This window comes from Streptomyces carpinensis (assembly GCF_002154505.1).
GTDB classification, from domain to species: domain Bacteria; phylum Actinomycetota; class Actinomycetes; order Streptomycetales; family Streptomycetaceae; genus Streptomyces; species Streptomyces carpinensis.
The window spans coordinates 1-24,008 of the sequence record NZ_MUBM01000147.1; the positions used below are offsets into that span (position 1 = coordinate 1).

The 24,008-nt window shown below is 72.3% G+C and carries 17 protein-coding genes and 3 pseudogenes; 16 read left to right on the forward strand and 4 right to left on the reverse strand.

Going from position 1 to position 24,008, the window contains the following annotated elements:
• Positions 1 to 80 precede the first annotated feature (80 nt).
• The 10 genes and pseudogenes from BZY54_RS19800 to folP all read left to right on the forward strand — a co-directional run bounded on the left by BZY54_RS19800 (position 81) and on the right by folP (position 13,294).
• Positions 81 to 2,519, forward strand: coding sequence for a GcvT family protein (locus tag BZY54_RS19800; RefSeq protein ID WP_086726520.1), 2,439 nt, complete (start codon positions 81 to 83; stop codon positions 2,517 to 2,519).
• Between the two features lie 15 nt (positions 2,520 to 2,534).
• Positions 2,535 to 3,395 carry a bifunctional methylenetetrahydrofolate dehydrogenase/methenyltetrahydrofolate cyclohydrolase gene (locus BZY54_RS19805; protein WP_086726521.1) on the forward strand — a complete coding sequence of 287 codons (861 nt, stop codon included), beginning with the start codon at positions 2,535 to 2,537 and terminating at the stop codon, positions 3,393 to 3,395.
• On the forward strand, positions 3,392 to 4,678 hold the full coding sequence (gene glyA / locus BZY54_RS19810; protein WP_086726522.1) for a serine hydroxymethyltransferase: 1,287 nt from the start codon (positions 3,392 to 3,394) through the stop codon (positions 4,676 to 4,678). Before BZY54_RS19805 ends, glyA begins: the two co-directional genes overlap by 4 nt.
• Positions 4,675 to 5,907 carry a sarcosine oxidase subunit beta family protein gene (locus tag BZY54_RS19815; protein ID WP_086726523.1) on the forward strand — a complete coding sequence of 411 codons (1,233 nt, stop codon included), beginning with the start codon at positions 4,675 to 4,677 and terminating at the stop codon, positions 5,905 to 5,907. Before glyA ends, BZY54_RS19815 begins: the two co-directional genes overlap by 4 nt.
• Before the next feature lie 21 nt (positions 5,908 to 5,928).
• A complete protein-coding gene (locus tag BZY54_RS19820; RefSeq protein WP_086726524.1) occupies positions 5,929 to 9,141 on the forward strand; it encodes a sarcosine oxidase subunit delta family protein in 3,213 nt (1,070 codons plus the stop codon).
• The gene (locus BZY54_RS19825; protein ID WP_086726525.1) at positions 9,134 to 9,736 is read left to right on the forward strand and encodes a sarcosine oxidase subunit gamma; all 603 of its coding nucleotides are present in this window, start codon (positions 9,134 to 9,136) and stop codon (positions 9,734 to 9,736) included. The genes BZY54_RS19820 and BZY54_RS19825 overlap by 8 nt, the downstream gene beginning before the upstream one ends.
• 22 nt (positions 9,737 to 9,758) lie before the next feature.
• A pseudogene (locus BZY54_RS19830) lies at positions 9,759 to 10,730 on the forward strand (chorismate-binding protein).
• Between the two features lie 73 nt (positions 10,731 to 10,803).
• Positions 10,804 to 11,184 (forward strand): bifunctional 3-phenylpropionate/cinnamic acid dioxygenase ferredoxin subunit, encoded by a 381-nt coding sequence (locus BZY54_RS19835; protein WP_086726526.1) that lies wholly within the window; start codon positions 10,804 to 10,806, stop codon positions 11,182 to 11,184.
• Positions 11,181 to 12,365 carry an NAD(P)/FAD-dependent oxidoreductase gene (locus BZY54_RS19840; protein ID WP_086726527.1) on the forward strand — a complete coding sequence of 395 codons (1,185 nt, stop codon included), beginning with the start codon at positions 11,181 to 11,183 and terminating at the stop codon, positions 12,363 to 12,365. The genes BZY54_RS19835 and BZY54_RS19840 overlap by 4 nt, the downstream gene beginning before the upstream one ends.
• Before the next feature lie 89 nt (positions 12,366 to 12,454).
• Positions 12,455 to 13,294, forward strand: a complete 840-nt coding sequence (gene folP / locus BZY54_RS19845; protein ID WP_086726534.1) for a dihydropteroate synthase — start codon at positions 12,455 to 12,457, stop codon at positions 13,292 to 13,294.
• A gap of 40 nt (positions 13,295 to 13,334) precedes the next feature.
• On the opposite strand, the gene BZY54_RS19850 is transcribed toward folP, so the two are convergent.
• Together BZY54_RS19850 and BZY54_RS19855 are read right to left on the reverse strand one after the other, a co-directional pair.
• Positions 13,335 to 14,132 carry an IclR family transcriptional regulator gene (locus tag BZY54_RS19850; RefSeq protein ID WP_086726528.1) on the reverse strand — a complete coding sequence of 266 codons (798 nt, stop codon included), beginning with the start codon at positions 14,130 to 14,132 and terminating at the stop codon, positions 13,335 to 13,337.
• 205 nt (positions 14,133 to 14,337) lie between these two features.
• Positions 14,338 to 15,088, reverse strand: a pseudogene (locus tag BZY54_RS19855) (IclR family transcriptional regulator).
• Between the two features lie 412 nt (positions 15,089 to 15,500).
• Here BZY54_RS19855 and BZY54_RS19865 point away from each other — a divergent pair.
• From BZY54_RS19865 to BZY54_RS19885, 6 genes and pseudogenes are all read left to right on the forward strand, one after another.
• Complete coding sequence (locus BZY54_RS19865; protein WP_086726531.1) at positions 15,501 to 16,892, forward strand: MFS transporter; 1,392 nt, start codon at positions 15,501 to 15,503, stop codon at positions 16,890 to 16,892.
• A gap of 334 nt (positions 16,893 to 17,226) precedes the next feature.
• Positions 17,227 to 18,312 (forward strand): S-(hydroxymethyl)mycothiol dehydrogenase, encoded by a 1,086-nt coding sequence (locus BZY54_RS19870; protein WP_086726532.1) that lies wholly within the window; start codon positions 17,227 to 17,229, stop codon positions 18,310 to 18,312.
• Entirely contained in the window at positions 18,309 to 18,488 is a 180-nt protein-coding gene (locus tag BZY54_RS53315; RefSeq protein WP_244217238.1) for an aminomethyltransferase family protein, read from the forward strand. The genes BZY54_RS19870 and BZY54_RS53315 overlap by 4 nt, the downstream gene beginning before the upstream one ends.
• Entirely contained in the window at positions 18,485 to 18,661 is a 177-nt protein-coding gene (locus BZY54_RS19875) for a glycine cleavage T C-terminal barrel domain-containing protein (RefSeq protein ID WP_244217239.1), read from the forward strand. The genes BZY54_RS53315 and BZY54_RS19875 overlap by 4 nt, the downstream gene beginning before the upstream one ends.
• Positions 18,662 to 18,665: 4 nt before the next feature.
• Positions 18,666 to 18,998: pseudogene (locus BZY54_RS19880) on the forward strand (SRPBCC family protein); the annotation flags it as partial.
• Between the two features lie 122 nt (positions 18,999 to 19,120).
• Positions 19,121 to 21,916, forward strand: coding sequence for a SpoIIE family protein phosphatase (locus tag BZY54_RS19885; protein WP_086726535.1), 2,796 nt, complete (start codon positions 19,121 to 19,123; stop codon positions 21,914 to 21,916).
• Positions 21,917 to 22,526: 610 nt separating this feature from the next.
• Here BZY54_RS19885 and mshA read toward each other — a convergent pair.
• Positions 22,527 to 23,888, reverse strand: a complete 1,362-nt coding sequence (gene mshA / locus BZY54_RS19895; protein ID WP_086726533.1) for a D-inositol-3-phosphate glycosyltransferase — start codon at positions 23,886 to 23,888, stop codon at positions 22,527 to 22,529.
• Positions 23,882 to 24,008: L-serine ammonia-lyase, iron-sulfur-dependent, subunit alpha (locus BZY54_RS19900; protein ID WP_143668078.1), on the reverse strand; the 127-nt coding region annotated here is incomplete at its 5' end. The genes BZY54_RS19900 and mshA, both read right to left, overlap by 7 nt.

A 24,008-nucleotide genomic window follows, 5' to 3' on the forward strand; every position in this document is an offset into this window, starting at 1 on the left:
CCCGGCGGCAGGCACATTGAGTTGCGCAACCTGAATCGAGTTGCGCAAAAAGCAACTAGAGCGAGTTCGGAGGTTGGGCGATGGCGGGACCCCGAGTGGTCATCATCGGAGCGGGCGTCGTGGGAGCGGCCCTCGCGGATGAGATCTCCGCACGCGGCTGGACCGAAGTGACCGTGGTCGACCAGGGCCCCCTGCCGGCCACCGGGGGGTCCTCCTCCCACGCCCCGGGCCTGGTCTTCCAGACGAACAGCTCCAAGACGATGGCGGAGCTGGCCCGCTACACCGTCGAGAAGTTCTCCTCGCTCGAGGTCGACGGCAAGCCCTGCTTCCTCCAGGTCGGCGGCCTGGAAGTGGCCACGAGCCCCGAGCGGCTCGCGGAGCTCCGGCGCCGCCACGGCTGGATCACCGCCTGGGGCATCGAGGGGCGCCTGCTGACCCCCGACGAGTGCGTGGAGCGGCACCCGCTGCTCGACCGCGACAAGATCCTGGGCGGCCTCCTGGTGCCCACCGACGGCCTCGCCAAGGCCGTCCTCGCCGTCGAGGCGCAGATCCGCCGGGCGACCGGGCGCGGCGTGCGTTTCCTCGCCCGTCACGAGGTCCTCGACGTCCGGCAGAGCGAGGGCCGCGTCACCGGGGTCGTGACGGACCAGGGCGACATCCCCGCCGACATCGTCGTGTGCTGCGCCGGCATCTGGGGCCCGAAGATCGCCCGCATGGTCGGCCTGAACCTGCCGCTGACCCCACTCGCCCACCAGCTCGCCTGGACCGGCCCGGTCCCCGCCCTCGCGGGTCAGACCGAGGAGGCGGTCCGCCCGATCCTGCGCCACCAGGACGCCGACCTCTACTACCGCGACCGCTTCGACGGCCTGGGCATCGGCTACTACGGCCACCGGCCGATGCCGGTCTCCGCCGACGACATCCTCTCCGTGGACGAGGCGGAGGGGATGCCCTCGGTCCTGAAGTTCACCGAGGAGGACTTCGAGGACGCCTGGACCGAGACCCAGTCCCTGCTCCCGGCGACCAGGGAGGCGAAGGTCGAGGAGGGCATCAACGGCCTGTTCTCCTTCACCACAGACAACTTCCCGCTGCTCGGCGAGTCCCCGGACGTCAAGGGCTTCTGGGTCGCCGAGGCCGTGTGGGTCACCCACTCCGCGGGCGTCGGCCGGGCCGTCGCCGAATGGCTGGTCGACGGCTACTGCTCCTCCTTCGACCTGCACGAGTGCGACCTCAACCGCTTCGAGCCGCACCAGCTCGCCCCGGAGTACGTCCTGGCCCGCGACTGCCAGAACTTCGTCGAGGTCTACGACATCCTCCACCCCCTCCAGCCGTCCGGGAAGCCGCGCCCGATCCGCACCAGCCCCTTCTACGCCCGCCAGCAGGAACACGGCGCGTTCTTCCTGGAGGCGAACGGCTGGGAGCGCCCCCAGTGGTACGAGGCCAACGCGGGGCTGGTCGAGGGCCGCTCCGTGCCGACCCCCAATGACTGGGCCGCGCAGTACTGGTCGCCCATCGTCGGTGCCGAGGCCCAGGTCACGCGCGAGACCGTCGCCCTGTACGACATGACGGCCCTCAAGCGCCTCGAGGTGAGCGGCCCGGGTGCCGCCGCCTTCCTGGAGCGGCTGTCCACCGGCAAGGTGGACAAGTCGGTCGGCTCGGTGACGTACACCCTGCTCCTGGACCACGACGGCGGCATCCGCAGCGACATCACCGTCGCCCGCCTGGCCCGCGACCTGTTCCAGGTCGGCGCCAACGGCAACCTCGACCTCGACTGGTTCACCCGGCACCTGCCCGCCGACGGCTCGGTCCAGGTCCGCGACATCACGGCCGGCACCTGCTGCATCGGCCTGTGGGGCCCGCTCGCCCGCGAGGTCCTGCAGCCCCTCACCGACGCCGACTTCTCCAACGAGGGCCTGAAGTACTTCCGGGCCAAGCGCGCCCACATCGGCTCCGTGCCGGTCACCGCGCTGCGGCTGTCGTACGTGGGCGAGCTCGGCTGGGAGCTCTACACGACCGCCGACCAGGGCCTCAAGCTGTGGGACACCCTGTGGCAGGCGGCCGAGCCGCTGGGCGGCATCATCGCCGGCCGTGGCGCCTTCAACAGCCTGCGCCTGGAGAAGGGCTACCGCTCCTTCGGCACCGACATGACCTACGAGCACGACCCCTACGAGGCCGGCGTCGGCTTCGCCGTCAAGCTCGACAAGGGCGACTTCATCGGCCAGGCCGCACTGGAACGGCGCAAGGCCGACATGCGGCGCAGGCTGAGCTGCCTGACCATCGACGACCCGCGGGCCGTCGTCATGGGCAAGGAGCCGGTGTACGACGGGGACCGCGCCGTCGGCTACGTCACCAGCGCCGCCCACGGCTACACGATCGGCAAGGGCATCGCCTACGCCTGGCTCCCGGCGGAGCTCGCGACCCCCGGTACCACCGTGCACATCGGCTACTTCGACCAGCGCGTCGAGGCGGTCGTCGCCGAGGAGCCCCTGTTCGACCCGACCATGTCCCGCCTCCGTGGTTAGGAAGGAGCACCGCCGGTGACCGCACAACTCCTCGACGGCAGGGCGACCGCCGCCGTCATCCGCCGCGAACTCGCCGAGCGAGTGGCCAAGGTGACCGCCATCACCGGCCGCCGGCCCGGCCTGGGCACCGTCCTGGTCGGCGACGACCCGGGCAGCCACGCCTACGTGGCCGGGAAGCACCGCGACTGCGCACAGGTCGGCATCGCCTCCCTGCGCCGCGAACTGCCCGCCGACGCCACCCAGCAGCAGGTCGAGGACGTCGTCGACGAACTCAACGCCGACCCGGCCTGCACCGGCTACATCGTCCAGCTCCCGCTCCCGCGCCACCTGGACGCGAACGCCGTGCTCACCCGCATGGACCCGGCCAAGGACGCCGACGGACTGCACCCGGTCAACCTCGGCCGGCTCGTCCTCGGCGTCGACGCCCCGCTGCCCTGCACCCCGCGCGGCATCGTCGAACTGCTCCGCCGCCACGAGGTACCGATCGCCGGCGCGCGCGTCTGCGTGATCGGCCGGGGCATCACCGTGGGCCGGCCCATCGGCCTCCTGCTCACCCGCAGGTCCGAGAACGCCACCGTCACCCTCTGCCACACAGGCACCAAGGGCCTGGCCCGGCACGCACGCGAGGCGGACATCGTCGTCGCCGCGGCCGGCTCGCCCGGACTGATCACCAAGGACATGCTGCGCCCCGGCGCGGCCGTCCTGGACGTCGGTATCACCCGCACCGGCAACGGGCTCGTCGGCGACGTACATCCGGACGCGGCCCAGGTCGCCGGGTGGCTCGCGCCGATGCCCGGAGGCGTGGGACCCATGACCCGGGCGATGTTGCTCGCCAACGTCGTCGAGGCCGCCGAGAGGAACGCCAACACCGTATGAACGCGTTGAACACCCCCCTCGCGGAACTGGACCCCGAGGTCCACGAAGCCCTCCGCGCCGAGCTGCACCGCCAGCAGTCCACCCTGGAGATGATCGCCTCCGAGAACTTCGCGCCCACCGCCGTGATGGAGGCGCAGGGCTCGGTGGCGACCAACAAGTACGCCGAGGGCTACCCAGGCCGCCGCTACTACGGCGGCTGCGAACACGTCGACGTCACCGAGCGGCTCGCCATCGAGCGGGTCAAGTCCCTCTTCGGGGCGGCCTTCGCCAACGTCCAGCCGCACTCGGGCGCCCAGGCGAACACCGCCGTCTTCTTCGCCCTGCTCCGGCCCGGCGACACGATCCTCGGTCTCGACCTCGCGCACGGCGGTCACCTCACCCACGGCATGCGCATCAACTACAGCGGCAAGATGCTCAACGTGGTGCCGTACCACGTGTCCGAGGCGGACAACCTCGTGGACATGGACGAGGTGGAGCGGCTCGCCAAGGAGCACCGCCCCAAGATGATCATTGCGGGCTGGTCGGCGTACCCCAGGCAGCTGGACTTCGCCGCCTTCCGCCGGATCGCCGACGAGGTCGGTGCCCTCCTCATGGTCGACATGGCGCACTTCGCGGGCCTGGTCGCCGCCGGACTGCACCCCAGCCCCGTCCCGCACGCGCACGTGGTCACCACCACCACGCACAAGACGCTCGGCGGTCCCCGCGGCGGCGTGATCCTCACCGACGACGCCGACCTCGCCAAGAAGATCAACTCGGCGGTGTTCCCCGGAATGCAGGGCGGCCCGCTGGAGCACGTCATCGCCGCGAAGGCGGTCTCCTTCAAGGTGGCGGCCTCGCCCGAGTTCGCCGAACGCCAGGCCCGCACCCTGGCCGGCGCCCGCGTCCTCGCCGAGCGTCTCGCACAGCCCGACGCGGCCGCGGCCGGAGTGAAGGTGCTGACCGGCGGAACGGACGTCCACCTCGTCCTCGTCGACCTGCGGGACTCCGAGCTCGACGGAAAGCGGGCCGAAGACCTCCTGCACGAGATCGGCATCACCGTCAACCGCAACGCCGTTCCCTTCGACCCGCGCCCGCCCATGGTCACCTCCGGCCTGCGCATCGGCACCCCGGCCCTTGCCACCCGGGGCTTCACCGAGGAGGACTTCGCCGAGGTCGCCGACCTGATCGCGCTCGCCCTCCAGCCCGAGCCGAACGTTGCCGCACTGCGCGCCCGCACCGAGGCGCTGGCCGCGAAGCACCCGCTCTACCCGCACCTTTCCGGCCCTTCAGGAGGCGCCCGATGAGCCCCCGCACCCCCGGCGCCGACCTGCCCGACCACCCCGAGTGGCTGTGGCGCGATCCGGAACCCGAGCGGTCGTACGACGTGGTGATCGTGGGCGGCGGCGGACACGGCCTGGCCACCGCCCACTACCTGGCGAAGAACCACGGCATCACCAACGTCGCCGTGCTGGAGAAGGGCTGGCTGGCGGGCGGCAACATGGCCCGCAACACCACGATCATCCGCTCCAACTACCTGTGGGACGAGAGCGCCGGCATCTACGAGCACGCCCTCAAACTGTGGGAGGGACTGGAGGAGGAGCTCGACTACCCGATCCTCTTCTCCCAGCGCGGCGTGCTGAACCTCGCCCACAGCCTGCAGGACGTCCGCGACAGCGTCCGCCGGGTCGAGGCCAACCGGCTCAACGGCGTCGACGCCGAGTGGCTCGACGCCGAGCAGGTCAAGGAGGTCTGCCCGATCGTCGACATCTCACCCGACGTGCGCTACCCGGTCCTCGGCGGCACCTACCAGCCGCGCGCCGGCATCGCCAAACACGACTACGTGGCCTGGGGCTTCGCCCGCTCCGCCGACGCCGCCGGCATCGACATCATCCAGAACTGCGAGGTCACCGGCCTGGACGTGGTCGGCGGCCGCGTGGTCGGTGTGCAGACCACGCGCGGACCGATCGCGGCGGGCAAGGTGGCCCTGTGCTCGGCCGGGCACACCTCGGTCCTCGCCGCCATGGCCGGCATCGAGCTCCCGCTGCAGAGCCACCCGCTGCAGGCCCTGGTCTCCGAACTCCTGGAGCCGGTGCACCCCACGGTGGTCATGTCCAACGCCGTGCACGTGTACGTCAGCCAGGCGCACAAGGGCGAGCTGGTGATGGGCGCGGGCATCGACGCCTACAACTCCTACACCCAGCGCGGCGCGTTCCACATCATCGAGGAGCAGATGTCGGCCGCCCTGGAGCTCTTCCCGGTCTTCGCCCGCGCCCACGTGCTGCGCACCTGGGGCGGCATCGTCGACGTCACCCCGGACGCCTCCGCCATCGTCGGCCTCACCCCGGTCGACAACCTCTACCTCAACTGCGGCTGGGGCACGGGCGGCTTCAAGGCCACCCCGGGCGTCGGCTGGGTCTACGCCCACACCATCGCCCACGACACACCGCACGCCCTGAACGCCCCCTTCTCGCTCGACCGTTTCACCACCGGCGCGCTCGTCGACGAGCACGGCGCGGCCGCGGTGGCCCACTAGGACCACTAGAGGAGCCGAACCATGCTGCTCATTTCCTGCCCGTGGTGCGGGCCCCGCGACGAGGCCGAGTTCCACTACGGCGGCCAGGCGCACGTGCCCTACCCCGAGGAGCCCGCCGCCCTCACCGACGAGGAGTGGGCCCGGTATCTGTTCTTCCGCGACAACCCCAAGGGCCCGTTCGCCGAGCGCTGGAGCCACGCGGCGGGCTGCCGCCGGTGGTTCAACGCGGTCCGGGACACGGCGACGAACGAGATCCTGGCCGTGTACAAGGCGGGGGAGCCGCGTCCGAAGACGCTTGAGCCGCGTCCGGTGACCGCTCAGCCGCGGTCGGTGCAACCAGCCGGTCCGGCGTTCGAGGACGAGGCCCGTTCAGTCCCGATCGGGGGTGCGGGGGCGGAGCCCCCGGCGCGGCTCGGGAGCCAACCGCACCGCCTGGTCACCGGCGGCCGCATCGACCGCGACGAACCCCTGGCCTTCACCCTCGACGGCACCCAATACCAGGGCTACCGCGGCGACACCCTCGCCTCGGCGCTCCTCGCCAACGGCGTCATCGCGGCAGCGACGAGCATCAAGTTCGGCCGCCCCCGGGGCATCTTCTCCGCCGGCGTCGAAGAACCCAACGCGGTCGTCCAGATCGAGGCTCCCTTCCCGGAGCCCATGCTGCCCGCCACGACCGTCGAGCTGTACGACGGCCTGGTCGCGAGCAGCCTCCCGGGCCAGGGACGCCTCGCCACCGAGCCCGACCCCGCCCGCTACGACGCCGTACACGCCCACTGCGACCTGCTGGTCGTGGGCGCCGGACCGGCGGGCCTCGCGGCGGCAGCGGCGGCGGCGCGCAGCGGCGCGCGCGTCATCCTCGCCGACGACCAGCCGGAACTCGGCGGCAGTCTGCTCGGCACCGGCGAACACCTCGACTGGGTTGCGGGGACGCGCGCACGGCTCGAGGCCGCCCCCGAGGTACGCGTCCTGCGGCGCACCAGCGTCTTCGGCCACTACGACGACAACCACCTCCTCGCCGTCGAGCGCCGCACCAGCCACCTCGGCGCCCAGGCACCGGCCGACGTCTCCCGCGAGCGAGTCTGGCGGATCCGGGCCCGGCGCGTGGTCCTCGCGACCGGCGCCCACGAGCGCTCGCTGGCGTTCGGCGACAACGACCGACCCGGCGTGATGCTGGCGTCATCGGCCCGGACGTACCTCCACCGCTACGCCGTTCTGCCAGGCCGGCACGCGGTCGTGTTCACCACCAACGACAGCGCCTACGCCGCCGCGCTCGACCTGGCGGCGGCGGGCGTGGACATCGCCGCGATCGTCGACACCCGGCCCGAGCCGGGGGAGTGGGCCGAGCGCGCCCGGTCCGCCGGGATCGAGGTGCTCGCCGGTCACGCGGTCACCGGCACGGAGGGCGAGGCCCGCCTCACCGCCGTGGCGGTCGCCCCGCACGGGGAGAGCGCCGGACAGCGGGAGTTCGCCGTCGACCTGCTCCTGGTCGCCGGCGGCTGGAACCCGGTCGCGCACCTGTTCAGCCAGGCCGGCGGCAAGCTCCGCCACGACGAGGCACTGGGCGCGTTCGTCCCCGACGACTGCCGCCAGGCGGTGGAGGTCGCGGGCAGCGCGAACGGGGCCTTCGACCTCTCCGCGGTCCTCGCGGAGGGCGCCGCGGCCGGTGCTCGCGCGGTCGAGGCGGAGGGCTACACGGCAGACGCGCCCGCCCTGCCGGCCGTGGCCGCCCAGCCGCACACCCCGCCCATGCAGGTCTTCACCGTCCCCACTTCCACCGGCGCCCCCCGTTTCGTCGACCTCCAGCGCGACGTCACGGTCGACGACCTGGCGCGGGCGACCGGGGCGGGCCTGCGCTCGGTGGAGCACACCAAGCGCTACACCACCGCCGGTACCGGGGGCGACCAGGGCAGGACGGGCGGGGTCCTGGCCAGCGGGGTCGTCGGCGAGCTGCTCGGCGTGGACATCTCGGCGCTCGGCCTGCCCACGTTCCGCCCGCCGTACACCCCCGTCTCCTTCGCCACCCTCGCCGGCCGCGACCGCGGCGCGCTGCACGACCCGATCCGCACCACCGCCCTGCACGGGCGGCACGTCGAGCACGGCGCCGTCTTCGAGAACGTCGGCCAGTGGAAGCGGCCCTGGTACTACCCGCGGGACGGCGAGGACATGGAGACCGCCGTGCTGCGCGAGTGCCGCGCCGCGCGCGAGGGCGTCGCGTTCATGGACGCCTCCACGCTCGGCAAGATCGACGTGCAGGGCCCGGACGCCGCGGTCCTCCTCGACCGGCTCTACACCAACATGATGAGCACCCTGAAGGTCGGCATGATCCGCTACGGCGTCATGTGCCGTCCGGACGGGATGGTCTTCGACGACGGCACGGTCATCCGGCTCGCGCCGGACCGCTTCCTGGTCACCACCACGACCGGCAACGCGGCGGCTGTCCTGGACTGGATGGAGGAGTGGCTGCAGACCGAGTGGCCCGAACTGAAGGTCCACTGCACCTCGGTCACCGAGCAGTGGGCCACCGTGGCCCTCGTCGGCCCGCGCTCCCGTGCGGTCCTCGGCTCCCTCGCGCCTGAACTGGCCGTCGGCAACGACGACTTCCCGTTCATGGCGTGGCGGGAGACGACCGTCGCCGGTGTCGACGCGCGCGTGTGCCGGATCAGCTTCTCCGGCGAGCTCGCCTACGAGATCAACGTGTCGCCGTGGGACGCCCTCGCCCTGTGGGAGGCGCTGTACGAGGCCGGCGCCCCGTACGGCATCACCCCGTACGGCACCGAGACCATGCACGTCCTGCGCGCCGAGAAGGGCTACCCGATCGTCGGCCAGGACACCGACGGCACCGTCACTCCGCAGGACCTCGGTATGAGCTGGGCGGTGTCGAAGAAGAAGCCCGACTTCATCGGCAAGCGCTCCTACGCCCGCGCCGACACCGTCCGCCCCGACCGCAAGCACCTGGTCGGCCTCCTTCCCGAGGACCCGGCCGCCTTCCTGCCCGAGGGCACCCACCTGGTCGCGGACAGCGAACTGCCCGCACCGCCCGTCCCGATGCTCGGTCACGTCACCTCCAGCTACCGCAGCGCGGCGCTCGGCCGGACCTTCGCGCTCGCCCTCGTCAAGGGCGGCCGGGACCGGATCGGCGAACGCCTCTACGCACCCGTCGGCGATCGGCTGCTCCCGGTGACCGTCGCAAGCCCCGTCCTCTACGACCCCGAGGGAGCCCGCCGCGATGGCTGACACCGCCCTGACCGCACGGCAGCGCAGCCCCCTGGCAGACGCCGCCCACCGCCTGGCGGCCGCGACGCGCTCCTCCGGGGGCGCGATCCGCCTGGCCGAACTCCCCTTCCTGGCCCAGGTGAACGTCCGCCTGGACGCCAAGAGTCCTGCGGCGGACGCCGTCGGACTCGCCCTGGGGATCCAACTGCCCCTGGAACCCAACACCGTCGTGCACGCGGGGGAGGTGACCGCGGTGTGGCTCGGCCCCGACGAATGGCTGGTGGTGGGCCGACCCGGCACCCAGCGGGACCTGGAGAGCCGGATCCGCGCGGCGGCGGGTGACGAACCGGTCTCGGTCGTCGACGTCTCCGCCCAGCGCACCACCCTTCTGGTCGCCGGACGCCGCGCCCGCGACCTGCTGGCCCACGGCTGCGCGCTGGACCTGCATCCGCGCGCCTTCGGCCCCGGCCGCTGCGCCCAGACGACGCTGGCCCGCACCCAGGTCGTACTGGTGGCCCGCGACGAGGCCAGGGCCGGTTTCTGGGTCCTCGTGCGCTCCTCCTTCGCCGGCTACCTGACGGACTGGCTGCTGGACGCGGCCGTCGAATACCGGTGAGCGGCCCGGCAGGGCGGCGGAAGTGACCTGGCGGTGCCGGGCCGACGCGGACAGTCGGCCCGGCACCGCCTGTCGCATGTCCACCGGCCCGGCCTGCTCGAAGACCGAGCACGAGAACGGCTCGCAGCCGTGCGGGGCGTCGCCCCCCGGGCCCGCTTCCGAGACCGTTTCGCCGGTGACGGGACGTTACCGTGCCGCGTACACGCCAGCCGTGCGGCGCATCCGCGAGTACAGCGCGGCCGGGGAGGTCTGCCAGGCGAACCTCTGCCAGGTGCTGTCCGCGCCCGTGGCGCCCGAGGCCGACGTGGACGCGCTGACCGCTCTGCCGGCCCCGTGGCCACCCGGCACGGTACGCCGGAACGATCCGGCTGCCCGTGCACCGGGTGAAGATCGCCACTGCGTACCCGGAGCTGTTCCTTCGCCCCGCGGGCGGATCGTCGAGTCGGGCCGATCATGGGCACCGGACGGACCGAGGCGGACCTGCTGGAGACCAGCAGAGAACGTGGTGATCGTGGACCCGGTCCGCAACGACCTCGGCCGCGTGTGCGCCACCGGCAACGTCACCGTTCCCGAGCTGTGCGCCGTCGAGCAGCACCCGGGGCTGGTCCACCTGGTCTCCACCGTGCGCGGCGAGCTGCTTCCCGGAGCCGGCCGGCCCGCGTTCCTCGCCGCCGCCCTCCCGCCCGGCTCGGTCACCGGCGCTCCAGGGCGAACGCTCTCGGGGCCGTCGACGAACTGGAGACGGTCCCGCGCGCCCGCACTGCGGCGGCGTCGGCCGGGTCCACGCCGACCGGGGCGTGGGCGAAGTGGCCGTCGATATCCGCACCTTCTGGATCGACTGCGCCGAGGGGCGGCTCCGCCTCGGTACCGGCGCCGGCATCACTGGGGTTTCGAGTCCGACCGGGAGTGGCGGGAGACCGACCTGAAGGCGTCCAGGCTGCCCGCGGTGGCGTCGGCGAGGCGGACTCCCATGGACGCCCGGCCGACTCCTTGACAACGGATAGGGCCAACCCCAGACTGACGTTGCGCTTCGCGCACCAAGTTTCTTAATACGCGCCGAGGTGGTCATGATGATTCCCGCGTGCCCTCTCGCCGATCTGCCGCGAGGCGAGGCGTTCCGGCTCCAGACCGATCCGCCCGTCGCCGTGTTCCACACCGAGGACGGCGAGGTCTACGCGATCGACGACACCTGCACCCACCAGGACGCCTCGCTCGCCGACGGCTGGCTGGAAGGGTGCGAGGTCGAATGCCCCCTGCATGCCTCGAAGTTCGATCTGCGCACCGGCGGCGTGGACGCGCCCCCCGCCCGGCTATCCGTGCGCACCCACCAGGTCCTCGTCGAGGACGGCATGATCTACGTCAAGCTCTCCGACGCCCCGCCGAACCTGCCGCCCTCCTGCGCCGCCGCCCGGCTCGGCGGCATCGCGGCCACCGGAGGTGTCGCGTGAGGAGCGTGGCGGTCGTCGGCGCCTCACTCGCCGGGCTGTCGGCCGCCCGCGCACTGCGCGCCCAGGGCTACGACGGACGGCTCGTCATCGTCGGCGAAGAGACCCACCGTCCCTACGACCGGCCGCCGCTGTCCAAGGAGTTCCTGTCCGGCCGGACAGCGGAGTCCGAGCTGCTGCTCGAAGCGGACGGCGAGGATCTGGGAGCACAGTGGCTGCTCGGCGCCCGTGCCGTCGGACTGGACCGCGCGGACCGCGCGGTACGGCTGGCCGACGGCCGTACCGTCCGTGCCGACGGGATCGTGCTGGCCACCGGAGCCGCCGCCAGAACCCTTCAGGGAGGGCACGGACTCGGCGGCGTCCACGTCCTGCGCACACTCGACGACGCCCGCGCCCTGCGCGCGGACCTGGCCCGCGGTGGCCAGCTCGTCGTCATCGGCGGTGGCTTCATCGGCGCAGAGGTCGCCTCGACCGCCCACGAACTCGGGCTCGACGTCACGGTCGTCGAGGCCGCGCCGACCCCCCTGGCCGGTCCGCTCGGAACGGCGATGGGCGAGCTCGTCTCCGCCCTCCACGCCGACCACGGCGTACGGCTGCTGTGCGGCGTCGGCGTACAGGCGCTCAGCGGCAGCCGGGGGAGGGTGACGGCGGTCCTGCTGGAGGACGGCCGCAGCCTTCCCGCCGACACCGTCGTCGCCGGGGTGGGTGCCCGCCCCTGCGTCGAGTGGCTGGAGGGCTCCGGCGTGGCCCTGGACAACGGCGTGCGGTGCGACGCCGCCGGTGCCACGAACATCCCCGGTGTCGTCGCGGTCGGCGACTGTGCGGCCTGGTACGACCCCGCGGTCGGAGCGCACCGCCGCGTCGAGCACTGGACCGGCGCACGCGAGCGGCCGGCGGCGGCCGTGACCGCTCTGCTCTCCGGTGGCGCGGCCGTACCCGAGCCGCCCCGGCCGCCGTACTTCTGGTCCGACCAGTACGGCGTGCGCATCCAGTTCGCCGGCCACGCGGCCGGAGCCGACAGCGTGACCATCGAGGAGGGCGCCGCCGACGACCGCAGCTTCCTCGCCGTCTACCGGCAGGCGGACCGCCCGGTCGCTGTGCTCGGCGTGAACCGGACCCGGCCCTTCATGCGCTGGCGCCGGCAGCTGGCGGCACCAGCGGGGCAGCGGATCGGGGCTCCGTGACCGCCGCCTCCCACGGCGCCATCCCGCCGTGCCCGGGGACGCCGGAGCTCCATCCGTACGGGCTTCCGCGGCCCGGCCGGGCGCTGGTGATGGGGGTCGTGAACGTCACGCCGGACTCGTTCTCCGACGGCGGCCGGTCGTTCGCCCCGGAGGCGGCCGTGGCGCACGGAGTCGCGCTGCTGGAGCAGGGAGCCGACATCGTGGACGTGGGCGGCGAGTCGACCCGCCCCGGCGCGGCGCGCCCGCCCGTGGAGGAGGAACTGCGGCGCGTCCTGCCCGTCGTCCGCCGGCTCGCCGCGGCGGGCGCCGTCGTCAGCGTCGACACCATGCGTGCCGAGGTGGCCGCCCAGGCGCTCGACGCGGGTGCACGGCTGATCAACGACGTCTCGGGCGGCCTCGCCGACCCGGCGATGCTGCCGCTGATGGCCCGGGCGGGCACGCCGTACGTGATGATGCACTGGCGCGGCCACTCCGCCGGCATGCAGGCGAACGCCGTCTACGACGACGTCGTCGCCGACGTGGTCGACGAGTTGCGTCTGAGGATCGACACCGCGCTCGAGGCGGGGATCCGGCCCGACCGCCTGATCGTCGACCCCGGGCTGGGCTTCGCCAAGACGCCCGGGCACAACTGGGAGCTGCTGGGCCGTCTCGGGGAGGTCGGCGCGCTGGGCCGTCCCGTTCTCGTGGGCGCGTCGCGCAAGTCGTTCCTGGGCCAGGTGCTGGCCGATCCGGCGACGGGGCGACCGCGCCCGGCGCGGCTGCGGGACGCCGCGACCACCGCCGTTTCCGTGCTCGCCGCCGCGCAGGGCGTCTGGTGCCTGAGGGTGCACGACGTGGCCGCCACGCTCGACGCGGTACGGGTGACCGCCCGCTGGGGCGCCGAGACGGCAGCCGCTGCCCGGATGCCCCTGCAACGCGTGGGGGCATGACGGAGTTCCCAGCCGCCCCCTCCCCCGCAGCGGGGCAGGGTCAGCCCACGTAGCCCATCCGGTGGCTGATCTCCTCGGCGCCCTTGATCAGCAGGGGGGCGAGCTCATGGATGCGCTCCTCGGTGAAGCGATAGGCGGGACCGGAGGCGCTGAGGGCGGCGACGACGTCGCCGTGGTGGGACCGGATCGGGGCCGCCATCGCGTGCAGTCCGATCTCCAGCTCCTCCAGCGTCACCGCGTACCCGCGCTCCCGCGCCTCGGTGAGGTTCTTCTCCAGCCTGGTCCGGGCGGTGAGCGTGTGTGGCGTGAACTTCTGCGCGCCGGACGCCGCGAGCACCTGGGCGCGCTCCCGCTCCGGCAGGTGCGCGAGCAGCATCTTGCCGCTGGACGTGGCGTGCACCGGGGTGAGCTGCCCGACCCAGTTGTGGGTGCCGACGGCGCCCGGACCGCGCACCTGATGGAGGTTGACGGCGTAGTGCTCCTGAAGGACGGCGATGTTGACGGTCTCGCCGATCTCCTCGCTGAGCCGCTCGCACACCTCCCGGCTCTGCTGCGTGATGTCGAGGCGGCCCGTGACGGCTCCGGCCAGGCGTACGATCCCGAAGCCGAGCCGGTACTTGCCGCGCTCGGCGGCCTGCTCGACCAGTCCGCGTGCCTCCAGTGCCCCGAGCAGGCGGAACGCCGTCGACTTGTGGACGTCGATCTCGGCGGCGACCTCGCTGACGCCCGCCTCCCCGCGCTGGGCGAGGATCTCCAGGACGCTGACGGCACGGTCGACGGACTGCACCCCGTTCACCGCCGGACCCGCTGTTTCGTCATCTGCGGCGTAGTTGCTCATGGCGCAACTATACGCAATGCCGGCCCAGTTGATCCCTCATCCGCGGAGGGGAGTTGTGCGGCATGCGCAGAGGGAGGGTATACGGCGACCCTCGGGGTTCGGGAGCCGCCTGCAGCCGGTGGTGTCGGCGGAAGACGAAGAGGACCGTGCAGTCGCCGACGAGCCTGACGCCGCTCACATCGCGTGCCGTGCAACGGTCAGCCCCTCAGCGGTGGCCGAGATGGCCGAGCCGGGCGGAGATCTCCGCGGCCGCGGTGCGCACCGGGGTGGCGACCTCGCGGAGTCGCTGCGCGGTCAGCCGGAAGGACGGCCCCGAGGCGCTGAGTGCGGCCACCACCTGGCCGTTGAAGGTGACGACCGGCGCGGCCACCGCGTTCAGGCCTGTTTCGAGCTCCTCGACGCTGTAGGCGCAGCCCTCCGTGCGGGTGCTCCTCAGCTGACTTCGGAGCATGTCGGTGTCGGTGACGGCGCGCGGTGTGTAGCGCGCCAGGGCCGCCGTGAGCCGTCTTTCGCGCTCGGGCTCGGGCAGATGCGCAAGGAGCACCGTGCCGCTGGAGGTGGCGTGCAGCGGCGTGCGCCGGCCCAGCCAGTTGTGCGTGGTGATGGCCGAGGGGCCGAGTGCCTGGCCGATGTTGATCGCGGCGCCCCCGTCGAGGATGGCCAGGTTGACGGTCTCCGGGACCCGGGCCGCCGGCTCTTCGCAGATCGCGCGGCTCTGCCGGGACAGATCGAGCCGGACGGTGGCGGCACCGGCCAGGCGGATCAGGCCGAGGCCCACGCGGTACCCGCCGCGCTCCTCCGCCTGCTCGAGGAGCCCGCGCAGCTCCAGGGCGGTGGCGAGCCGGGACGCCGTCGACTTGTGGACGCCGAGCTCGGCGGCGATCTCCGCGACGCCCGCTTCCTCCTGGCGGCCCAGGAATTCGAGAATGCCCGCGGCCCCGCTCCACCGACTGCACCGGGGACTGAGACTCGTGCGAGGGGGCCGCCCGCTCGGGTGTCGGGTGGCCGTCGAGGCTTTGGCCCGTGACTTCTACCGGTGGAGGACGAACCTGTCCTCGAGCTGGTCCGAGGACAGTGATCCGGTGGCCAGGCTGATGGTCATGCCCGTCTCCTTGTATGTGTCGCGAGATGCATGCGCGTTGCGGGTGTCACGGGATTCGTGCACGCTGTACGAGGAACAGCGTGTCTCGCAATGCGAATTGAGAATCGCAATGCGCAACATCATGGCGGGAAGTCCAAGGAAGTCGCAAGAGCTTCCGTCGCGTGTCTTGACGGCGAAACGCTCTCGATGTTCCGTTGCGTAGGCAGAGACGCGTTTTGCGAAGCGCAACGCAACTCGTTTCACAGTCCCCCAGACCGGGAGGTCCCATGTCGATCCGTGCCATCGACGAGGCGCCGTTGAGCAGATTCCATCGCAAGCTGACCTGGGCGTGTGCGGGTGGTCCTTTCCTCGATGGTTATCTGCTGAGCATCATCGGTGTCGCGCTTGCCGGTATGAGCAGTGAGTTGCACCTGTCGACGGGGGAGGAGAGTCTCATCGGTGCGGCCGCCCTGGTGGGGATCTTCGTGGGTGGTCTGTTCTTCGGTGCGGTGACGGACCGGCTGGGTCGTGAGGCGATGTACACGATCGATCTCGCGGTGCTGGTGGGTGGGTCGGTGTTGTCGGTGTTCGCCACGGATGCCTGGCAGGTCGTGGTGCTGCGTTTCGTGGTGGGTGTGGCGATCGGTGCGGACTATCCGATCGCGACGTCGTTGTTGGCGGAGTGGGTGCCCAACCGGCATCGTGGCCGGCTGCTGGGTGTGCTGATCCTGGCCTGGTATGTGGGTGCGGCGGCGGCGTATGTGGTCGGGTATGTGATGGCGGGGGTCGGTGGTTCGGGTACGTGGCGGTGGATGCTGGGCTCGGGTGCTTTGCTGAGTGCGGTGATCCTGTTGTTGCGTATCGGTACGCCGGAGTCGCCGTTGTGGCTGGTGAACAAGGGGCGGACGGCTGATGCGCAGAAGGCGATCGAGCGTGCTCTGGGCCGTACTGTTCCCCTGGGTGATCTGCTTGCCGCTTCGGCTGCCGAGCGGTCGGTGGAGCAGGGCGGGTTCCGTGATCTGTTCCAGGGCAGGTATCTGCGGCGGACGTTGTTCTGCGGGTTGTTCTACATGTGTCAGATCACGCCGATGTTCGCCCTGTACACCTTCGGTCCGGCGATCCTGGGTTCGTTCGGGCTCGGGGAGGGCAACGCCGGGAATCTGGGTTCGGCGCTGATCAGCATCGTGTTCGTCCTGGGCTGTGTCCCCGCCCTGCGCATGGTCGACCGGATCGGACGCCGGCCCCTCATCGTGTGGTCGTTCGCGTTGATGGTGGTTCCGCTCGCGGTGCTGGGCGGCGGCTCGACGCTGCCCCTGACCGTGGTCGTCGTCTGCTTCTGCGCCTATGCGCTCTTCTCGGGTGGTCCCACGGTGCTGGAGTGGACGTATCCCAACGAGTTGTTCCCGACCGGCATCCGGGCCACGGCCGGAGGTGTGTCCACCTCGATCAGTCGTATCGGCGCCGCGGCGGGCACCTACCTCCTGCCGATCTCCCTCGACAAGCTGGGCATCGGCCCGACCATGCTGATCGGTGCCGGTATCACTCTGGTGGGCTGGGTGGTGTCCCTCGCCTGGGCCGAGGAGACCCGCGGCCGCACCCTTGCCGAGACCAGCGCCCTCCCCGGCCGCACCCCGCGGCCCTCGGCGGCCGATCGGGACCGCGACCTCGAACGCTCCTGACGGCGTACGCACGCCGAACCGCCCGACACGCAGCCGGCCGCCCCTCTTCGGAGGGCGGCCGGCTGCGTGCGTCCATGCGTCGGCGAACTTCGCCCGGCCAACCCCTTGACACTGGTCACTCGGAGAGAAGACAGTGTGACCGTTGCTCATGGTGAACTTCATCGCGCATTACGCAACAGACGCGGCGGCTCGATCTCGGCCTTCCCCAGGCTCCGGGCACGTCGGTCCGGACTCTCTCCCCTCGTCGACCGCTCCGCCGGAGCGATCGGACCCCCGCCATCCAGAACACCGGCCGAAGTTCCGCACTCGGCCTCCCTCAGCGAGGAGATCGGCAGTGACACACGAGGTACGCGCCGTCGTCGCCCTGAAGAAGGGTGCCCCGGTCTCGGTGGAGACCGTCCTGGTGCCGGACCCCGGACCGGGCGAGGCGCTGGTGCAGGTCCAGTCCTGCGGCGTCTGCCACACGGACCTGCACTACCGGGAGGGCGCAATCTCCGACGAGTTCCCCTTCCTGCTCGGTCACGAGGCCGCCGGCGTGGTCGAGGCGGTCGGCGAGGGTGTCACCGACGTCGCGCCCGGCGATTTCGTCGTACTCAACTGGCGCGCGGTGTGCGGCCGGTGCCGGGCCTGCCGCAAGGGCAGGCCGTGGTACTGCTTCGCCACCCACACCGCCGCCCAGCCGATGACGCTGGCCGACGGGACCCCGCTCTCCCCGGCCCTGGGCATCGGTGCGTTCGCCGAGAAGACCCTGGTTGCCGCCGGCCAGTGCACCAAGGTGGACGCCACCGCCTCGGCCGCCGCGGCCGGTCTGCTCGGCTGCGGTGTGATGGCCGGCTTCGGCGCCGCGGTCAACACCGGCGGCGTCGGCCGCGGCGACTCGATCGCCGTGATCGGCTGCGGCGGCGTGGGCATGGCCGGCATCGCGGGCGCCAAGGTGGCCGGCGCCTCGAAGATCATCGCCGTCGACGTCGACGAGCGGAAACTGAAGTGGGCCGAGCGGTTCGGTGCCACCGACACCGTCGACTCCTCCAAGACCGACGCCGTCGAGGCCGTCCGCAGCCTCACCGGCGGCTTCGGCGCCGACGTCGTCGTGGACGCGGTGGGCCGCCCCGAGACCTACGAGCAGGCCTTCTACGCCCGCGATCTGGCCGGCACCGCCGTCCTGGTCGGCGTACCCACCCCGGAGCTGACCGTCGAGCTGCCCCTGCTGGACGTCTTCGGCCGCGGCGGGGCGCTGAAGTCCTCCTGGTACGGCGACTGCCTGCCCTCCCGCGACTTCCCCGCCCTCGTCGACCTCTACCTGCAAGGCCGCTTCGACCTGCAGGAGTTCGTCACCGAGACGATCGCCCTGGACGAGGTGGAGGCGGCGTTCGGCAAGATGCACCGCGGCGAGGTCCTGCGCTCGGTGGTCGTCCTGTGACGGCGCGGATCGAGCACCTGGTCACCTCCGGACCCTTCGGCACGCCCCACGCCCGCACCGCCGCCCGCACCGACACGGTCAGCCGCCGGCTCGTCCCTCTGCTGATCCAGGACCAGCAGGCCGTGGTCATGGGCCACGAACCGGTGTACGTGAACGGCCGCCCGTCGGATACGTGACCAGCGCCGCCTACGGCTGCTCCGTCGGCGCGCCGATCGCCTACGCCTGGCTGCCGGCCGAGCACGCGGCCGCCGAAACACCGGTGGACATCGAGTACTTCGGAGCCGAGGTCGCCGCCGTCGCCGCCACGGAGCCGCTGTTCGACCCGGAGATGGCACGCATCCGGCGCTGAACCCTACGCGATCTCGGTCAAGCCGCAGGTGTTCGTCAACCTGGTGCCCGACCATGTGATCTTCCACCGGATGTGTCCGATGGCGCATGACCGCACGGTGGTGGAGTGTGACTGGCTCTATCTGCCGCATGTCGTGGAGGGTGGCCAGGATGTGGAGCGTTCGGTGGAGTTGTTCCACCGGGTGAACCGGCAGGACTTCGACGCCTGTGAGCGTACTCAGCCGGGGATGACCTCGCGGGCCTACGCCAAGGGCGGTGTCCTCGTTCCCGGCGAGCACGGCATCGGCGCCTTCCACACGTGGCTGCAGGAGAGGCTGGACGTCCCGCCCACCCAGTGACCCCTTCCCGCCCCGGTACCGCCCGTCCACCTGCTGCCCGGCCCCTCCGGCAGGTGGGCGGGTCACCGGGCTGCCGGGCCGGACGCTTCGTGTGGGTGGCCACCCATACTGGAGACATGGCGATGCATCGGCGTGAGCCCAGGCGGTCCGGCACGGCGCGGCCGACGCGGACCGAGGACGAGCGCGACGCCTCACAGCGGCCGCCGGCCCGCCTGCCCTCCGTGCTGCACGTGCGCAGCGTCGCGGGCCAGGTCCTCATCCTCCAGGTGGCGGTGGTCCTGCTCCTCGTCGTGGCGGCCGTGGTGGCGCTGGTGCTGCAGGCCCGCAGCACCAGCCTTCAGGAGGCCCGTGACCGCTCGCGCGTCGCCGCCGAGACCTTCGCACACGCCCCGGGCACGCTGCAGGCCATGAAATCCCCCGACCCCAGCGCGCTGCTGCAGCCGCGCGCGGAGGAAGCCCGGAAGCTGTCCAGGGTCAACTACATCATCGCCTTCAGTCCGTCCGGCATCCGCTGGACCCACCCCGATCCGCGTCTGATCGGCAGGCGCGTCGTCGGCTCCTACGCGGACGCGCTCGCCGGCAAGGTGCACCAGGCCACCTACGACACGCCCGGCGTCGGCCGCGCCGTGGACACGATGGTCCCCGTCATGGACACCGACGGCAAGGTCGTCGGACTGGTGTCCGCCGGTATCACGGTCAAGCGCGTGCAACACCGGGTGACGGAGCAGCTGCCCCTGCTGCTCGGCTCCGCCGCCGGCGGGCTGGTGCTGGTCACGACCGGGTCGACGCTGGTGAGCCGGCGACTACGACGCCAGACGCACGGCCTGGAACCGGCCCAGATGACCCGGATGTACGAGCACCACGACGCGGTCCTGCACTCGGTCCGCGAGGGCGTGCTCGTCATCAGTGGCGAGGGCCGGCTGCTGCTGGCCAACGACGAGGCACGCCGACTGCTGGACCTGCCCGACGACGCGGACGGCCACCGTGTCACCGACCTCGGACTCGCCCCGCGCACCGCGGCGCTGTTGGCGTCGGGCGTGGCAGCCACCGACGAGGTGCTTTTGGAGGGGAGGCGGCTGCTGGCGGTGAACCTGCGGCCCACCGCCCCGCACGGGGGGCCGACCGGGAGTGTGGCGACGCTGCGGGACACCACCGAGCTGCGTGTCCTTGCGGGCCGGGCCCGGAAGGCGCGGGACCGCCTGCAACTGCTCTACGACGCCGGGCTGCGGATCGGCACCACACTCGACGTGGTGCGCACCTCCGAGGAACTGGCCGAAGTAGCGGTCCCCCGGTTCGCCGACTTCGCCACCGTCGACTTGCCGGACGCCGTGCGGCGGGGCGACGAACCGGACACCGGAAGCCTGGCCATGCACCGCACCGCCGTGCGCGGCGTCCGCGACGGCCACTCGCTGTACCCGGTGAACGCGGAGATCACCTTCCTGCCGACCATGCCGCAAGCGAGGGGGCTGCAGAGCGGTCACGCGGTGCTGGAGCCGGATCTGCGGGCCGCCCGCGGCTGGCAGGCGCTGGATCCCGAGCGGGCGCGGCGCATGCTCGACTTCGGTATCCACTCGCTGATCAGTGTGCCGTTGCAGGCCCGGGGCGTGGTGCTGGGGATGGCCGACTTCTGGCGCTCGGACAAGGACGCCTTCGCGGAGGAGGACCTGGCCTTCGCCGAGGAGCTTGCCGCCCGTGCTGCGGTGGCGATCGACAACGCGCGTCGTTACACCCGCGAGCACGCCATGGCGGTCACCCTGCAGCGCAGCCTGCTGCCCAGTGCCCTGCCCGAGCAGTCGGCCCTGGAGGTGGCCCACCGCTACCTGCCGGCCCAGGGCGGGGTGAGCGGGGACTGGTTCGACGTCATCCCGCTGCCCGGCGCCCGGGTCGCCCTGGTGGTCGGCGACGTCGTCGGTCACGGCCTGCACGCCGCCGCGACCATGGGCCGCCTGCGCACGGTGGTGCACAACTTCTGTGCCCTCGACCTGCCCTCGGACGAGATCCTGAGCCACCTGGACGAGCTGGTCGCCCACATCGACGAGAGCGAGGCCACCCAGGGGGAGGGCGACGGCGCCGGCATCACGGGCGCCACCTGCCTGTTCGCGATCTACGACCCGGTCTCCGGCCACTGCGGCATCGCCCGGGCCGGTCATCCCGGACCCGCCCTCGTCCACCCCGACGGCGCCGTCACCTTCCCGGACGTCCCCGTTTCACCACCGCTCGGCCTCGGTACCGGCCTGCCGGTCGAGACCGCCGAACTGCAACTCGCCGAGGGCTCCATGCTCGCCCTGTACACCGACGGGCTCGTCGAGGACCGCGACCGGGACATCGACACGAGCCTCGAACTCCTCAAGGGCGCCCTGGCGCATTCCCCCCGGGACCCCGAGCAGGCGTGTCAGGCGGTGCTCGACGCCCTGCTGCCCGACCGCCCCCGCGACGACGTCGCGCTCATGCTGGCCCGCACGCGGCTGCTGGACCCCGATCGGGTCGCCGACTGGGACGTGCCCAGCGATCCCGCGGCCCTCGGCCCGCTCCGGGCCGCCTGCGCCCGCAGACTCCAGGGGTGGGGCCTGGATGAGATCGGCTTCACCACCGAGCTCATTCTCAGCGAGCTGGTCACCAACGCCATCCGCTACGGCTCCGAGCCCATCCGGCTGCGTCTGCTGTACGACCGGGAGAGCCTGATCTGCGAGGTCGCGGACGGCAGCAGCACGTCTCCGCACCTGCGCCGCGCGGCCGCGACCGACGAGGGCGGGCGAGGACTGTTCCTCGTCGCCCAGCTCGCCCGCCGCTGGGGCACCCGGTACACCGCCCGCGGCAAGGTCATCTGGAGTGAGCAGTCCCTGAACGCCCCCGAGGCCGGGCTGGACGACGCCGTGGGCGATGCCCTGCTGGACGAGTGGGACGAGCCGTCGCTCTGACGCCGGGCCGAACCTGCCGCCAGGCGCCCTGTGTCGCCCACCGCGCGCATGCGTTCGCCGTAGGGGACCGGTGCCCCTCGTCCCCTTGGCAGCGGCCCGAAGCAACGGAGAGTTCGCCGGTTCCGGCTGCGGGTGAACGACGGCGTGGTGTGCGACGCCGGCTTCGCGACCGGCGTCCCCGGTGTGGTCGCCGTCGGCGACGTCGCCCGCTGCCCCGACCTGTTCACCGCGCGGCACGCACGCATCGAGCACTGGAGCAACGCCACCGAGCAGGCGAAGACCGACGCCCGCACGCTGCTTGACGGGGCGTCGGCCACCGCCCCACCGACCGCGCCGTACTTCTGGTCCGACAAGCACCCGTGCGCATCCGGCTCGCCGGACACATCGCTTCCGGCGCCGAACTCAGGGTCGCCGACGGCGACCTCGACAGCCGCTCCTTCACCGCCTGTCTACCGGCGCGAGGGCAACCCCGTCGCCGTGCTCTCCGTGGCACCAGCCCAAGCTGTTCAACCGGCTCCGCCGCACCCTCATCCCCGCCGCGGCCGCCACCCCGTGAGTCCCGCGCCCCGACTGCTGTGGGAGCCGACAGGGGGCTCCCGAAGCGCTCTTCTCACACGACGGTGACCGGCTGCCGGCCGGTGTCGCGGAGCGGTCGCGGCCGTCGCCGAAGCGCGTCCGTATACACGTCCACCGTCGCGGAGGCCGCCGCGTCCCAGCCGAAGGACCGGGCGTGCCGGACGGCCGCGGCACCCATCCGGGCCGAGAGCGACGGGTCGTCGGCGAAGCGGCCCAGGGCCCGCGCGTAGTCGGCCGGGTCGTGCCCCGGCACGAGCACGCCGCTCACCTCGTGCCGCACCGCCACCGGCAGACCGCCCACCTCGGCCGCGATCACCGGCGTGCCGCAGGCCTGCGCCTCGAGGGCCACCAGCCCGAAGGACTCGCTGTAGGACGGCATGACCAGGACGGACGCCGCCCGGTACCAGTCGGCCAGGCGGGTCTGCTCCACCGGCGGACGGAACAGTACGACATCGCCGATGCCGAGCCGCGCGGCCAGCTTCTGCAGGCCCTCCGGCTCGACCGGCCCGGATCCGCTCGGTCCGCCCACCACCGGCACGACTAGCCGCTCGCGCAGCCACGGCCGTTCCTCCAGCAGCCGGGCCACGGCGAGCAGTACCACGTCCGGCGCCTTCAGGGGCTGGATACGGCCCGCGAACAGCGGCACCAACGCGTCGGGCGGCAGCCCGAGGCGGACACGGGCCGCGGCCCGGCCGGCCTCGATCCCCGAGCTGTCCGGCCGGAAGCGCTCCAGGTCCACGCCCGGCGGGACGACGGCGACCCGCGCGGTGGGCGCGTCGTAGTGGCGGATCAGCTCGGCGGCCTCATTGCCGGTGTTGGCGATGAGCCGGTCGGCGGCGCGCACGATCCGCGCCTCCCCGCTCACACGCGCAGCGGGTTCGGGTGCGTCGCCCACGGCGAGGGAGGCGTTCTTGACCTTGGCCATGGTGTGCATGGTGTGCACGAGCGGTACGCCCCAGCGTGCGGCGGCGAGCCGGCCGACGTGTCCGGACAGCCAGTAGTGCGAGTGGATCAGGTCGTAGTGCCCGGGGCGGTGGCCGGCCCACACCCGCGTCACACCGTGCGTGAAGGCGCACAGCCGGCCGGGCAGGTCCTCCTTGGCCAAGCCCTCGTAGGGGCCCGCGGGTACATGCCGGACCAGGACGCCGGGCGCCAGGTCGACGGCCGGCGGCAGCGTGGGGGAGGTGGCCCGGGTGAAGATCTCCACCTCGACGTCGGCGGCGGCCAGGCGCTTGGCGAGCTCGACGACGTAGACGTTCATCCCGCCCGCGTCCCCCGTACCGGGCTGGTGCAGCGGCGAGGTGTGCACGCTCAGCATCGCCACGCGACGGGGGCGGCGTCGAGGGTCCGACAGGCCGGCGGCGGACTCGGCGGTGCCCACGGTCCCGCTCAGCATTCGATGATGTTGACGGCGAGGCCGCCGCGGGCGGTCTCCTTGTACTTCACCGACATGTCCGCGCCGGTCTCCTTCATGGTCTTGATGACCTTGTCCAGCGAGACCTTGTGGGAGCCGTCG